This is a genomic window from Niabella hirudinis (assembly GCF_051201075.1).
Taxonomy (GTDB): Bacteria; Bacteroidota; Bacteroidia; order Chitinophagales; family Chitinophagaceae; genus Niabella; species Niabella hirudinis.
Map to the genome: position 1 here is coordinate 79,269 of NZ_JBPEHJ010000012.1, position 14,788 is coordinate 94,056.

Annotated in this window: 7 protein-coding genes; all 7 read left to right on the forward strand. The window is 46.4% G+C overall.

The window, feature by feature from the left end:
- Positions 1 to 171: 171 nt before the first annotated feature.
- On the forward strand, positions 172 to 3,486 hold the full coding sequence (locus tag GGU45_RS18525) for a TonB-dependent receptor (protein ID WP_435227267.1): 3,315 nt from the start codon (positions 172 to 174) through the stop codon (positions 3,484 to 3,486).
- A 12-nt stretch (positions 3,487 to 3,498) separates the two neighbouring features.
- On the forward strand, positions 3,499 to 5,220 hold the full coding sequence (locus GGU45_RS18530) for a RagB/SusD family nutrient uptake outer membrane protein (RefSeq protein WP_435227269.1): 1,722 nt from the start codon (positions 3,499 to 3,501) through the stop codon (positions 5,218 to 5,220).
- A 55-nt stretch (positions 5,221 to 5,275) separates the two neighbouring features.
- The gene (locus GGU45_RS18535) at positions 5,276 to 6,877 is read left to right on the forward strand and encodes a sulfatase family protein (protein WP_435227271.1); all 1,602 of its coding nucleotides are present in this window, start codon (positions 5,276 to 5,278) and stop codon (positions 6,875 to 6,877) included.
- Positions 6,878 to 6,954: 77 nt separating this feature from the next.
- Positions 6,955 to 8,451 carry a sulfatase family protein gene (locus GGU45_RS18540; protein ID WP_435227273.1) on the forward strand — a complete coding sequence of 499 codons (1,497 nt, stop codon included), beginning with the start codon at positions 6,955 to 6,957 and terminating at the stop codon, positions 8,449 to 8,451.
- Positions 8,452 to 8,514: 63 nt separating this feature from the next.
- Positions 8,515 to 9,954: a sulfatase-like hydrolase/transferase gene (locus GGU45_RS18545; protein WP_435227275.1), complete on the forward strand. Its 1,440-nt coding sequence runs from the start codon at positions 8,515 to 8,517 to the stop codon at positions 9,952 to 9,954.
- A gap of 181 nt (positions 9,955 to 10,135) precedes the next feature.
- Positions 10,136 to 12,727 (forward strand): glycoside hydrolase family 95 protein, encoded by a 2,592-nt coding sequence (locus tag GGU45_RS18550; protein ID WP_435227277.1) that lies wholly within the window; start codon positions 10,136 to 10,138, stop codon positions 12,725 to 12,727.
- Positions 12,724 to 14,187: a sulfatase family protein gene (locus GGU45_RS18555; RefSeq protein ID WP_435227279.1), complete on the forward strand. Its 1,464-nt coding sequence runs from the start codon at positions 12,724 to 12,726 to the stop codon at positions 14,185 to 14,187. Before GGU45_RS18550 ends, GGU45_RS18555 begins: the two co-directional genes overlap by 4 nt.
- Positions 14,188 to 14,788: the final 601 nt, after the last annotated feature.

The following is a 14,788-nucleotide window of genomic DNA, read 5'->3' on the forward strand; positions in this document are numbered from 1 at the left end:
TTATCGGGAGTAAGCAAAGTTATGTCATTTAAGTTTCTTTGTTGTTTTGTAACACAGTTTTCTGAAAACCAAAATCTGCCGCTCACCTTAAAGCAAAGAAACCGGAGTGCTTTTGCCATGCAAAGCAGCCGGTCCTTCCGCTTTTCAGGCCGGCGAATTAAAACCCTTGCTATGCGTTTAGCCGTTGTTTTATTGATAGTGGCCTGTTTGAAAGTAAATGCGAACGGGTTTGCTCAGCGCGTTAATATCCACGTCGCTAACACGTCTATTGAAAAGGTGTTCCGTGAAATTAAAAAACAGACGGGATATCTTTTCCTGTATGACGAAGACCTGATAAAAAAGGCCCGAAAAGTAACGCTCAGCGCCAGCGACAGGACATTGGAGGCGGTATTGCAGGATTGTTTTGAAGGCCAGCCTTTAACTTACCGGATCATTAATAAAACCATTATAGTTAAAAGTAAGGAGCAGGCCTCAATACAACCGCAGGTAGCCGGCCTGATAGAAAAAGCGCCTCCGCCTCCGGACCGGATCACAGGGGCGGTTACTGATGTATCCGGAAACCCGCTTATCGGTGCAACTATAACAGTAAAAGGTACAAAACAAGCCACTCAAACCGGAGAAAATGGGCGGTTTATCATTGAGGCAGCGAGCGAAGCAGTACTGGTAGTGACCTTTGTTGGATATGATAGCCGGGAAATCACTGTTTCAGAAGCCATTGCAAAAGGCAACGCATTAAAAATTGCCTTAAATCAGAGTGAAAGCAAGATGGATGAACTTGTGATCATTGGGTACGGAACTGCCCGTAAAAAAGATGTGACGGGAGCCGTATCAAGAGCAGATCTGAAGGCATTTAAGGAATCTCCTAATGTGAATATCCTTCAATCATTGCAGGGAACGGTTGCAGGCTTAAATGTTGGGGCAGTTAACAAGGCCGGATCCTCACCTTCCATTTCAATAAGAGGGCGGGTGTCTATATCCGGGACCAGCAGCCCGTTAATCGTATTAGATGGGATTATCTACCGGGGCGATCTGAGTGATATCAATCCTTCGGATATCGCATCTGTTGATGTTCTTAAGGATGCCAGTGCTGCCTCCATTTACGGGTCACAGGCCTCAAACGGAGTGTTACTGATCACTACCAAGACCGGTACGGGTGGTAAAAGACCTTTGCTGTCGCTCAATACATCGCTGACCTTTCAGCGCATCAGCAATACGGAAATGCTGCCGGTAGATGCCGATGGGTACCTGAAACTCAGGGCAGATCGTTACCTCGAGCAGAGCCGTACGGGTGATGATCTGCTTACTCCCAATCCGAATTGGGATGTGCTGAAACTGGTTCCTGCTGAAGTTGCCGACGGCATCCAGAAAGGCGTAAACACGAACTGGTGGGACCTGCTGACCAATAAAACGCCGTTATTGCAGAACCATGATCTAAGTGTAAGTGGCAGAACCGAGCAGTCTTCCTATTATTTCAGCCTTGGTTACACGAACCAGGAGAACGTAGTGATCAACGATACTTACCGGCGTTACAGCTTCCGGCTGAACCAGGAGAGCAAAATAACCGACTGGCTAAAGACCGGTATTCAATCTTCTTACAGCATTAACGACTATTCCGGCGTTTCACCTGCTTTGTCCAATGTGCTGCAACTGGCACCTCAGATGGCCTATAAGGATTCTACGGGTGAGCTCATCCGGCTGCCTAATAATGCGGCATTGAATCCGCTACTGGAAATCAAACAGGACAATTTTGACAAGCGCAATAACCTTTTTGCACTGGTATACGCTGATCTAAGTGTTCCTTTTTTGCCGGGACTGAATTATCGGGTGAATTTTGGGAATAATTATATCCAGGGGCGATCCTATAATTTTAATCCTTATGGGCAGAACTTTACCGGTACTGCGAGCAAATCAAACGATTCCCGATATAATCAAACCCTGGATCATATTGTGAGTTACAAGAAGAGGTTTGGCCAGCATGATATCAATGCCACTTTTGTATATGGTTATGAGATCAACAAATATGAGAGTACGGATGCCAGTGCTACCGGTTTTGACAACCCGGCACTGGGATATAATGGTCTGGAATTTGGAAAAGCGGAGTTACAGAAAGTAACTTCCGAGGCCTGGAAGGAAACAAGTCTTTACCAGATGTACCGGCTTATTTATGGTTTCAAAGATCGCTATATATTTACCGGTACACTTCGAAACGATGGTTTTTCCGGGTTTGCGCCGGGCAACAAGATAGCGCGCTTTCCTTCCGCAGCTTTTGCCTGGAATATGGGCAACGAGGAATTTCTAAGAGACGCGTTTCCCTCGATGGATGATCTCCGGCTGAGGGTGTCTTATGGCGCTAACGGTAACCGTACCGTAGGCAGGTATCAAACACTATCGACGCTTGCAGCCTCTTTCTCCAATGGATACCTGTTTGGCGATGGCGGCGCGGCACAGCAGGGACAAAATATAACCCGCCTGGCAAACAAGGGACTTCGCTGGGAAACTACCCGGACCTTTAATGTGGGCGTTGATTTTTCGTTCTTTAAAAGGAGATTTTCCGGAGAGCTGAATCTGTACAGCTCCAGCACTTCAGATCTTCTGTATACGGTGAATATCCCTTCGGTCAACGGGCTTGCCAGCATCCCGATGAATATTGGGAAACTGAATAACAAAGGCGTCGAACTGGTGCTAAATGGCGATCCTGTGCGACAGGAAGATTTTACCTGGTCAACGTCCGTCAACTTTTCCTTAAACCGGAATGAGGTAGTCAGTATCCTGGGAATTGACGCTAACGGAGATGGCAAAGAAGATGACCTGATCGCCTCAAAGATCTTCATGGGCAAGCCCTTTGGTGTGGTTTATGACTATAATATAACCGGAATGTGGCAGGTAGCCGATTACCGGGCAGGGATCATCCCGGCAGGGTTTACCTACGGTACCTATAAAGTGGAGGATTTAAATGGGGATAAAGTGATCTCGGCCGCCGATGACCGGAAAATCCAGGGGTATACCGATCCTTCCTACCGGATTAGCTGGCTTAATACCATTCGGTATAAGAACTTCGAAGTAAAAGCTTTTATTAATTCGATACAGGGTGGAAAGAACTATTACTATGGCCAGCCGGCTGCAACAGTTCCAAACCCGGACAACATGCAACGCAACAATTTCTTTCATTTTGACTACTGGACCCCCGAAAACCCCGATGCCCGTTACCGGCAGCTCGGCTTTTATACGACCGCTGTTGGACAAAACTTTTCTCCGTACATACAACGGAGCTTTATAAGGTTGCAGGATCTTACCCTGTCCTATGACCTCCCACAGTCGGTTTCAAAAAGAATAGCATTGAGGCGGGCACGTATTTTCCTGAATGGTAAAAATTTATTTACGATAACTGATTGGGATGGGTGGGATCCGGAAACCGGTACGGGGCTGGATGTGTCTGCATATCCGCTCATGAAGAGTTATTCAATTGGTTTAAGTGTTGATTTGTAAAGTAATTATTATATGAAAAAGATTTTTGTTTTTATATTTATTGTTATTATATCTGGATTTTCCTGTAACAGGGATCGCTTTTTGGCAGAAGATCCGCTTGATTTTTATACCGCGGATAATGCTTTTAACAGTGCAGCGGGTTTTCAATCTTCCATTAATTATCTGCACAACCAGATGCGGGCAATTTTATTTGGTGGCTATAACCTGGAATCCTACTTTCCGCTCCGGTATGCTACTGATTTTGCAGTGAATGCCACCGATTACGCCCCGCCTGCCAAATTAAATGATTATAAAAATACAATGGTGCCAACCTATACGGTTCCCGAAGCAATATGGCGGGGATTATATCTTGTTGTAAGTAACGCTAACGTAGTTATAACGCGCAGTGCGACATCTACAGTGATCCCCGAGGCCGACCGGGTTAAATTTAAGGCACAGGCTTTATTTTTCAGGGCCTGGGCTTATAATTTCCTGGCAAATTTATACGGTGGGGTTCCGCTTATACTCGAGGAAACCGTTGTGCCGAGGCGCGATTACACCAGAGGTACCCGCGATGAGGTGTATACGCAATGTAAAAAGGATCTCACGGAGGCTATTCCGGTGCTAGGTAATGTTGATGCAATTACGGACGGGGCGGTAAATAAGCAGGCTGCTCAGCACCTTTTAACCGAAGTGCTGATCTCTTTGAAGGATTTTGGGGGTGCTGTTGCCGCTGCTTCGGCTGTAATATCTTATCCTGGGCTCAGCCTGATGAAAAACAGGTTTGGTAGACATGCTACCAGGGAAGGAGATGTGTATAAGGATCTTTTTGAACTCAACAACCAGAATCGCAGCAGTGGAAACAGGGAAGGTATATTTATTATACAGGCCGATTATCAAAATGCAGCTACGGCAACAAGGGATGCCATCCAATGGGCGATCATCCCGTTTCTTTCAAATTTACGTGTATCCGCATCTGTTGGCGGTGCCGCGCCCGTTTCCCAACCTGCCATCAAGGGGTTTAATGATAAGCTTGCGGGTAGGGGTGTGGGTTGGATGCGGCCATCAGATTATTTTTTGTATGAGGTATGGGACGATCCCAATGATATGCGTAACTCTAAGTATAATATTGTACGCGACATCCGTCTGGATGGTCCACCCGCTAACTCTGATGCTTATGGGAAATATTATGTAGCAGATGGTTACAAGGCTAAAGCAACCAGCTTTGCCGACACCATTCGCAATTGGTTTCCTATACTCAAAAAGGCTACACTCTCAGAAGGTGATTTTCCCCAGGAAGTGTGGCAAAAAAATGCGGCAGGAAATCCGGTTCAGGCTCCATTTGGCGGCATTTTACTGCTTAACTCCAGTGGTGATGTGTACCAGAAAGATGTATACCTGATGCGCCTAGCTGAAACCTATTTGCTACGCGCGGAAGCTTATCTTAAGAATAATGAGCTGGGTAAAGCCGCAGATGACATCAATGTGGTAAGGGCAAGGGCTAATGCGCATCCGGTAACACCAGCTCAGATGAGCATCGACTTTTTGCTGGATGAGCGGCTTCGTGAGTTATACGTGGAAGAACTGAGAACGGTAACGCTTTGCCGGATGGGAATGCTCTATGATCGGACCAAACGGTATAACGAAAAATCGGGAATGTCCATAGAGTCCTATCACAATCTCTGGCCCATACCTTATGCCGAGATTGAGCGGAATACCGGTGCGGTACTTGAACAAAACCCCGGTTATAAGTAGTTTGTGAAGTGAAATGCTAAGTGTTTTGGATTTCGAAATTGTTAAAAATCAGGTTATGAAATTCGTTGATGTTTTCTTGGGAGACCGGATTTTAAAAAGCGTTGTGCTGATATTTGCGTTGATCCTTTCTGGGGGGAGCATTAGAGCCCAGACAGGAATGGAGCAGCATCCGAATATTATTTTTATCTTGGCGGATGATATGGGGTATGGCGACATTAGCTGCAATAATCCCGATGCAAAGATCCGGACAATAAATATAGACCGTCTGGCGGAAAATGGTATGCGATTTACTGCAGCCCATACGACTTCTTCAGTTTGTACACCCTCCCGTTATTCAATTTTAACGGGAAGATATAACTGGCGCAGCCGGCTCAAACAGGGCGTTGTGAGCGGCTATGACCGGCCATTGATTGATGCTTCCAGGTTGACCCTGGCTGATATGCTGAAAAGCAAGGGCTACCATACGGCCTGCATCGGTAAATGGCACTTGGGCCTGGAGTATACAACTAAGGACGGTGCGGCGGCCCGGTTTGATCCCAAAACGGGGAAAACCAATATTGAATTTGAGGAGCCGCTTAGGCAAACGCCGAATGATCTCGGATTCGACTACTATTATGGCATTGCTGCTTCGGCAGATATGCCCCCTTACATGTATATTGAAAACAGGAAGTTTGTTCAGAAGTATGACAGGATCGATGGGGATTCCAGGTATACACGTACAGATATGAGCCGTTTTTTTCGTCCGGGGCCTGCGTCAAAGGACATCACTCCCGAAGGCATTTTACCCGATATTACCGCCAGGGCAAAGCGGTATATTGAAGAACAATCGGCTTCCCGGCCCTTTTTCCTTTATTTTTCACTTACAGCGCCGCATAAACCTATTGCGCCCGATAGATCCTTTGCCGGCAAAACCGGCATACACGGGTACCTGGATTTCTGTTTACAGGTGGATGAAACGGTGGGCACTATCGTAAATACGCTCAAAAAACAGGGGCTGTACGAAAATACACTGATTATTTTTACTTCCGATAATGGGTTTGCTCCCTATGTGGATGTACGCTTTATGGAGGATCACGGGCACTATCCCAGTTATATCTATAGGGGCTACAAAGCAGACAGCTGGGAAGGAGGGCACCGGGTTCCGTTGGTGGTGCAATGGCCTGGCAGGATTGCGCCCCATACCATTACCAATGAATTGGTGAGTCTTGCTGATTGGTTTGCTACAGTATCGTCCATCGTACATACTGCTGTGCCGGATAATGCGGCAGAGGACAGTTATAATCTAAGCCCGTTGCTTTTGGGTAAAAATGGTCCGCGTCCGTTAAGGGAGGCTATCGTATACCATTCTGCAAAAGGTGAATTTGCCATCCAGAAGGGAAGCTGGAAGCTGATTTTATGCGACGAAAAAACCGCCGGAGGTTCCTGGGTGCCAGATAAACGATATGATAGTCTGCAATCGAAAACGCCTTTTCTTTTATATGACCTGGAAACGGACCCGGGAGAGACCAATAATTTATACAGCCGGCATCCGCACAAAGTAAAGGACCTGAAAGCCTTGCTGACCCGGTACATCACTGAGGGAAGAAGCACACCGGGGGCCATACAACAAAACGACCCTGCCCCGGCCTGGCCGCAAATTAGCTGGATGAAGCATTAGGGAGGAGGGGCGGAGGTTGTCAATTCCCGAGTCATCAACGATCTTGTACTATGTTGTAGCTCGTTAAGAAAATTAATATGAAATCCGTTTATTTTGTTCGCATACTTGCATCGGTGTTGTTGTTTTTTAATAGTGCAATCGCTTTGGGACAGGCTTCAGCCAAACCCAACATTGTATTGATCTACACTGATGATCAGGCCTGGTATACCATTCACGCGCTGGGGAACAAGGAAATTCAGACACCGAATATGGACCGGCTTGCGAAAATGGGGCGGGCTTTTTTGAATGCGTACAACATGGGAGCCTGGCATGGAGCGGTATGTGTGGCATCTCGCTCCATGATGATGACCGGAAGAACGCTTTGGAATGTTAAACAGCTGGAGGATGATAAGCGTCTCAATGATGTAATCAGTCAAACCTGGGCCAAGCTCATGGAAAAAGCAGGGTACAGCACTTTTATGACTGGTAAATGGCATATTTCAATGGATCCCCACAAAGTCTTTCAAGTAGCAACTGATATACGGCCTGGAATGGCGGCATATGCAACGCCCCCCGGTGCTAAACTGCCGGGTTATGTAAGTAATAAAAATCTGAATATTCCGGGATATAACAGGCCGCAGCGCCCGGCAGACGATACCTGGTCTCCTTACGATATCAGTTTCGGGGGCCTCTGGGCCGGGGGTACGCACTGGTCGGTAAGGTATAAGCAGGAATCAATTGCGCTGATTAAACAGGCACAAAAGCAAGGTAAACCCTTCTTTCTTTACCTGGCCTCTAATGCGCCGCATGATCCCCGGCAATCGCCCAAAGAGTATATTGATCAGTATCCTTTAAATAGAATATCAATACCCAAAAGTTTTCTTCCGGAATATCCGTATAAAGACGGTATGGGTAACGGGCCTTCGCTTCGCGATGAAGCACTGGCGCCCTTTCCGCGTACCCAACTGGCTATAAAAACGCATACACAGGAGTATTATGCAGCCATCACTTTTTTGGATAAGCAGATCGGGGAGATACTGGACGCCCTGGAAGCTACGGGCCAAATGGGGAATACCTATATATTTTTTACGGCTGATCACGGGCTGGCGATGGGGCGGCACGGGTTGATGGGCAAACAAAGCCTGTTTGAACACAGTATGAAGCCGCCGTTAATTATTGCAGGACCGGGTATACCTAAAAACACTACCTGCTATATACCGGTATACTTGCAGGATATTATGGCAACGAGCCTGGAGCTTGCTGGCATCCCGAAACCGGATTATGTAGAGTTCCGCTCATTTTTAAAACAGGCAAAGGGCACTTCAACACAAAAGATACATGAAGCCATCTATGGCGGCTACATGAACCTGCAGCGCGCCGTTAGGGTTGGGAATTATAAATTGATCGTTTATCCTGAAATAAATAAGATGCTGTTGTTTAACCTGGAAAAAGATCCCGAGGAAATGCAGGACTTGGCGGCATCAAAAGATCATCGGCCGGTGCTGTCAAAACTATATAACGAGCTGATAAAGCAACAAAAGCAATTGAATGATCCCTTACAACTGGCTTCATTAGACCATTTCATCGAAAAATAGTTTTTTTTAATTGTAAAATAAGGCTGAAAGCGTCTTGAAACATTGTATTAAAATATTCAGTTTATGCGTGTAAAGTATATGATTTTTTTTGGGGTGTTCTGGAGTAACCCAATCGGGGGAGCTTCTCAAACATCACCCCAAAAAAAAGCTCCTAATATCCTGCTGATTATGGCGGACGACCAGGGTTGGTTTGATGTAGGATTCAATGGGAATACGAAGGTCAAAACACCCCATACCGATCACCTGGCATCGCAGGGAGTTGTTTTGAATCGTTTCTATTCGGCTTCGGCCGTATGTTCGCCTACCAGGGCCAGTGTAATGACGGGGCGGAACCCCTGCCGTATTGGCGTACCTAATGCTAACGCGGGACATCTTGATTTAAATGAAATTACACTGGCTGAAGTTTTGAAAAAAAAAGGATATAAAACAGGGCATTTTGGTAAATGGCATTTAGGGACATTCTCTAAAACAGAACTGGATGCAAACAGGGGAGGCCGCCCGGGGGAAATCATACATTTTACGGTTCCTGCGGATCATGGGTATGACGTTTATTTTTCAACAGAGTCGAAGGTGCCGACCTATAATCCTTTGGAAAAGCCGGTGCAGTTTGGACAGGGCGAAAGCCTGAGAAACGGATGGGCCGCAAAGGAACGTAAAGAAGAAACGCAGGTTTATGGAACGTACTACTGGAAAACGGGATTGTTGAAAGAAACAGGAGCTCTAAAGGGCGATGATTCGAAGCTGATCATGGACCACGCTATCGATTTTATACAACAGTCCAAGGAAAATTACCATCCTTTTTTTTCAACCATCTGGTTTCATACCCCTCACTTGCCTATAGTAACCAACCAGTTTTACCGCAATCAATATCCCGGGCTGGGTTTTTATGAGCAAAATTATTATGGGGCAATAACAGCGCTGGATGAACAACTAGGACGACTTTGGAAGTACCTTGAATCCATTGGAGAAGCGGACAATACCCTGATTTTTTATTGCAGCGATAATGGTCCCGAAACGGAAACACCCGGCAGTGCCGGTAATTTCAGGGGGCGTAAAAGGGCTTTGTATGAAGGTGGGGTGCGTGTACCAGCCTTCGTTATCTGGAAAAATAAACTAAAAGGCGGAACAAGCACAGATGTTCCGTTGGTTACCTCTGATTATTTTCCTACGATATTAGACTTGCTCAATATTGATATGCCGGGGGATAGAACGTATGATGGGAGATCCGCATGGAAATTGATCGAGCAAAAGGAAGTGCGGCGCAATAAACCGATCGGTTTTATATTCAATAATAGTCAGTCATGGGTTACGGATGACTATAAGTTAATAACTGTTAATAACGGTAAAACGTATGAGCTATTTAACTTAAAAGACGACCCTTTTGAAAAAAACAATATTATTGATAGAAACTTACAGACAGCACGGAAAATGAAAACACAGCTGGAGGCCTGGCTGCGGAAAATTAAAGCGGAAAGAAAGGAGATTGAACGATCGTGGGAATGAAAACGTTGGCCGCATCGTATAGATGGCCGCAAATTAGTTGGATGAAGCATTAGGGGCAGAAAGCTGCCTGTAACCAGATGACCGCCTGCTTTCAATACATGGAGGTCTGGTGCCGGCAAATAAACGTGCAGCCCGCCTGTTGAGTAAAGTGGGTATTTGCGAACAAGAAAAAATCATTTCAATGAGGATCATATGGATCAACATAATGGTAGGTTGCCTTTGGGGACCCACGGCCTTTTCTCAGAATAACAAACTGGAACTTTATTATGACAAGCCTGCAAAGACCTGGACGGAGGCTCTGCCTATTGGAAATGGCTTTATGGGAGCAATGATTTTCGGCGATCCTGTTAAGGAACGGATCCAGTTAAACGAGAGTACGCTCTACTCCGGGGATCCCGCAACCAGCTACAAAGTGCCCACTGTCCGTGAACATTACAACGAGGTAATGGAGCTGATGAATACCGGCAAATATGCAGAAGCCCAGAGCCTTATTACGCGGCAATGGCTGGGCCGGGCATTGGAGTGCTATCAGCCCATGAGTGACCTGCTCCTGGATTTTGAATACAAGGGAGCTATTAAAGACTTCAGACGATACCTGGATATTTCTACTGCCGTGGCGCGTATTGAATACAGTGCAGGAACGACAAGGTACGAACGTCAGGTATTTGCATCCAACCCGGACAGGGTCCTGGTGCTTAAAATGAAGGCAACAGGTCTTGATAAGATCAACGGAAGTATCCGGTTAACAACGCCACACAAGCCGGTGATGCAATTGACGGGAGAGGGGGATCAATACCTGTTAAACGGCCGGGCGCCGGGTTTTGTACTGAGAAGAACCCTGGCGCAGGTGGAGGCGGTCCATGATCAACGCAAGTACCCGGAGATCTTTAACCTCGATGGGTCAAGAAAACCGTTTGCAAAACAAGTGCTTTACGCAGATGAAGCGAATGGGTTAGGCATGTATTTTCAAAACCGGATAAAATTTGAACATCGGGGAGGCCATATGATGATCAGGGAAGGTGCGATCCTCCTGAAAAATGTAGAGGAATTTGTGCTGTATATAACCGCTGCCACCAGTTATAAGGATTTTCAGACGAGCCCGGCTCTGTTCCCGGAGCTGGCTTCAGAAAGGACCCGGGCGCAATTAGCAAAACTCAGGAATATAAGCTATGAAAAGCTGCTGGGAAGGCATAAGGCGGATTACCGGAAATTATTTGACCGGGTCCGGTTTACGCTAAATGCGCAAACACCACAATCGCTGTTGCCTACCGACCGGCGTATTATGAATTATGCTAAAGGCGGCGATGAAGACCTGGTAACGCTTTTTTTTCAATACGGGAGGTACCTGATGATCGCTGGTTCCCGCCAGGGGGGGCAGCCGTTAAACCTGCAGGGTATCTGGAATGATAAAGTAATACCGCCCTGGGCCAGCGCATACACCACCAATATCAACCTGGAGATGAACTATTGGCCGGCAGAAGTTACCAATCTTTCAGAATGCCATGAACCGCTTTTTAAAGCAATTAAGGAGTTGGCGATAAATGGCAAGGAAGCAGCGCTCAGGATCTACGGCAACCAGGGATGGATGGGAAATCATAATATGAGTATCTGGCGCAAGGCGGATCCGATCGATATCTGTGCCTGTTCTTTTTGGCCGGTGGTGGCGGGGTGGCTTACCAGTCACTTGTGGGAGCATTACATTTTTACGGGAGATAAGGCTTTTTTGAAATCGGAGGTTTATCCGCTGCTGAAGGGCGCTGCATTGTTTTATAAGGACTGGCTCATTTCTAACAAAGAGGGATACTTGGTAACACCGGTAGGACATTCGCCCGAAAATGCTTTTGAATACGGGGATGGGAAAAACGCAACCCTTAGTCCCGGTCCTACAATGGATATGGCCATTATCCGGGAAAGTTTCTCCCGCTTCCTGGAGGCGCAAAGCATATTAGGTATTAAGGATGGCCAGGATGCAGAGATCCGGACAAAACAAAAGAAGCTGCTGCCTTACCAAATTGGATCGTTTGGCCAGCTCCAGGAATGGCAGTGGGATTTTAAAGAGCAGGACGTACATCATCGCCACCTGTCGCATTTATACCCTTTTCATCCCGGCAACCAGATAACGCCGAACAGTAGTCCAGCATTAACCGGCGCGGTAAAACGGGTGCTGGAGCGCCGTGGCGATCAGGCTACCGGCTGGTCCATGGGATGGAAGGTGAATCTTTGGGCCCGCTTATATGATGGCAATCGGGCATTAAACATCTTATCAAAACTCATTCACCTGATTAAAGAAAATGATCCTGCCTTTTCTGGCTCCGGTTGTTACGCTAATCTGTTTGATGCCTGTCCGCCTTTTCAAATCGATGGGAACTTTGGCGCTGCAGCAGGAATCGCGGAAATGTTACTGCAATCGCACGATGGATACCTGCAACTGCTGCCGGCCCTTCCGGATAAATGGCAGCAGGGATCTATAAAAGGTCTTAAGGCGCGTGGGGATTTTGAAGTGGATATACATTGGAAAGATCACCGGTTAACAGACGCCCGGATTGTGTCAAAAAAAGGAGGAGTATTACCTGTAAAGAGCCCTGTTGCGCTTCAGATAACCGGCGGCCGGCTTTTAGAGGGGACCGCAATGAATCCACTGATGGAACCGGTCCGGACTACGGATTTTATCGATCACTCCAAGCAGGAAACGACGGCTTTTGTAAAGCCTAAAGAATATACGTATTATTTGAAAACAACGATTGGCGAACAAATTGTCTTAAAAGCAAAATGAAAAGAAATCTGACGTTTTTAGCGGTACTTATTTTATGCAATGTGGCTGTAGCAGCACAAAAGCAGCCGCAAGCCCAACCCAATGTGATCTTCATTATGGCTGATGATATGGGATACGGGGATCCGCAATGTTATAATCCGGAGTCAAAGATACCAACTCCCAATATGGATCAGCTGGCAGCAAATGGAATGATGTTTACTGATGCGCATTCGGCATCATCGGTGTGCACGCCTTCGCGGTATAGCGTTATCAATGGCCGGTATGCATGGAAGTCGCGTTTAAAAAAGGAAGTATTATGGTCAGGATACGATGAGCCGCTGATCGATAATCATGAAGTGACGATTGCAGACCTGTTTAAGAAGGCTGGCTATCAAACCGCGGCCATTGGCAAATGGCACCTCGGTATCGGGTTTTTAAAGAAAGCGGGATATGGGTTCGTTGTGCCCAAGGATTTCCATGAGTCGGGATTGAAGGGGACAAAGAATGTGGACTTCATGACGCCCACTTTTGGTGGCCCCAATGATTTGGGGTTTGACTATTTTTTTGGCTCAGCCGGCGGGCAGAATATGGAACCTCATGCCTTTCTGAAAAACAGGTATGCGATGGGTAGCCCTGATAAATGGAGGGCAGCCAAAACGCCCACAGTTCCTGGTACATCGGCTGCCGAGGTCCATGAAGGCTGGATGGCTGAGAACTGGAGTGATACGGCCATCGGCCCCATCCTGACGAACGAAGCGGAAATGTTCATTGAGTCTGCTGCTACCGCCAGGAAACCTTTTTTTCTATACTTTACCCCGGTGGCGCCGCATCGTCCATGTACGCCTTCTGCCGTTGCCAAGGGTAAAAGTAGGGCGGGAGAACGCGGCGATATGGTTTATGAATTTGACTGGTCGGTTGGACAGATCATGAACAAATTAAAAGAATTGGGGATTGACAAAAATACGATCCTGATTGTAACTTCGGACAATGGTGGTACACCGGCAAGCGATGATGGAAAGGATTATGGCCACAGGTCCTGCGGTAACCTGAAAGGATTTAAAAGTGCGTTGTATGAAGGTGGACATCGCATTCCGTTCATCGTCTCGTGGCCGGCGGTGATAAAGAAGAAAGCTGTTTCAGATGCCCTTATATCAAACCTTGATATGCTGGCTACGGCATCGGAATTAATAGGTGTGCCCCTGCCGGCCGGAAAGGATAGCAAAAGTTTTGCAAAGGTCCTGTATAACCCGGCTTCGTCAATGCACCGGAACGAACTGGTCCATCATACCTATTCCGGACAGTATGCGTTCCGGGAAGGTAATTGGAAATTGATACCGGGCCGAACTGCCAAAGGCGACTGGAATTTTGAGCTCTACAATCTTGCTGAGGATCCGGGCGAAAAAGTAAACAGGGCCGTGGAACATCCTGAAATAGTTGCAAAGTTGATGAATGCGTTAAACGCCCGGATATTTGATTTCTAATTGTCGCTGTTGGAGGAAATTTCAATTACAAATGGTCAGGATGAGACCGTTGCTCAAGAAGTGATTTTGCGTTTTATGAATTTTTTAGACTTTAATACAAGTGCTGAAATAGTTTTTGTACACATAAGCGGGAATCTTTTCTCTTAAGGCTTTATTATATTAAAGAATGCTGGTAGATCTCCATATTATGTCAAGAAGCAATGACACATGTCCTCTTCAAATCACGGAAAATTATTTTGGTGGTTTTGAAAATTATAAGAAAAAGGATGCTTCTAATATTATTAATAAATTTATGGCTGTTAAGACACAATATCCCTGAGTAACTCACTCATGTTTTTATAATGAGACAAGGAATGAAGTTTGCACAAACGATCATAGTGCCACTGGTTGACCCGGAGCTTAATGTCGTATTTAAGTGTATCCTTATCGTTCAGTTTCTTTAGCATTTATTATATTGCATTAACTAACCCTGTCATAAAAGTCGACACTGGAGGCTTTACACCGCACGGACTTTGAAGGTGCGGTATTTTAGTTGTGCACAACTATACATCTTGCTGAACGCGCATAAAGCGTTCGGAAGCGGCGCAAAAACGGATACTAT

What these genes read in the sequence shown, in the direction of transcription:
- GGU45_RS18525 (WP_435227267.1), top strand. Translation starts at nt 172, where the DNA reads ATGCGTTTAGCCGTTGTTTTATTGATAGTGGCCTGTTTGAAAGTAAAT.
- GGU45_RS18530 (WP_435227269.1), top strand. Translation starts at nt 3,499, where the DNA reads ATGAAAAAGATTTTTGTTTTTATATTTATTGTTATTATATCTGGATTT.
- GGU45_RS18535 (WP_435227271.1), top strand. Translation starts at nt 5,276, where the DNA reads ATGAAATTCGTTGATGTTTTCTTGGGAGACCGGATTTTAAAAAGCGTT.
- GGU45_RS18540 (WP_435227273.1), top strand. Translation starts at nt 6,955, where the DNA reads ATGAAATCCGTTTATTTTGTTCGCATACTTGCATCGGTGTTGTTGTTT.
- GGU45_RS18545 (WP_435227275.1), top strand. Translation starts at nt 8,515, where the DNA reads ATGCGTGTAAAGTATATGATTTTTTTTGGGGTGTTCTGGAGTAACCCA.
- GGU45_RS18550 (WP_435227277.1), top strand. Translation starts at nt 10,136, where the DNA reads ATGAGGATCATATGGATCAACATAATGGTAGGTTGCCTTTGGGGACCC.
- GGU45_RS18555 (WP_435227279.1), top strand. Translation starts at nt 12,724, where the DNA reads ATGAAAAGAAATCTGACGTTTTTAGCGGTACTTATTTTATGCAATGTG.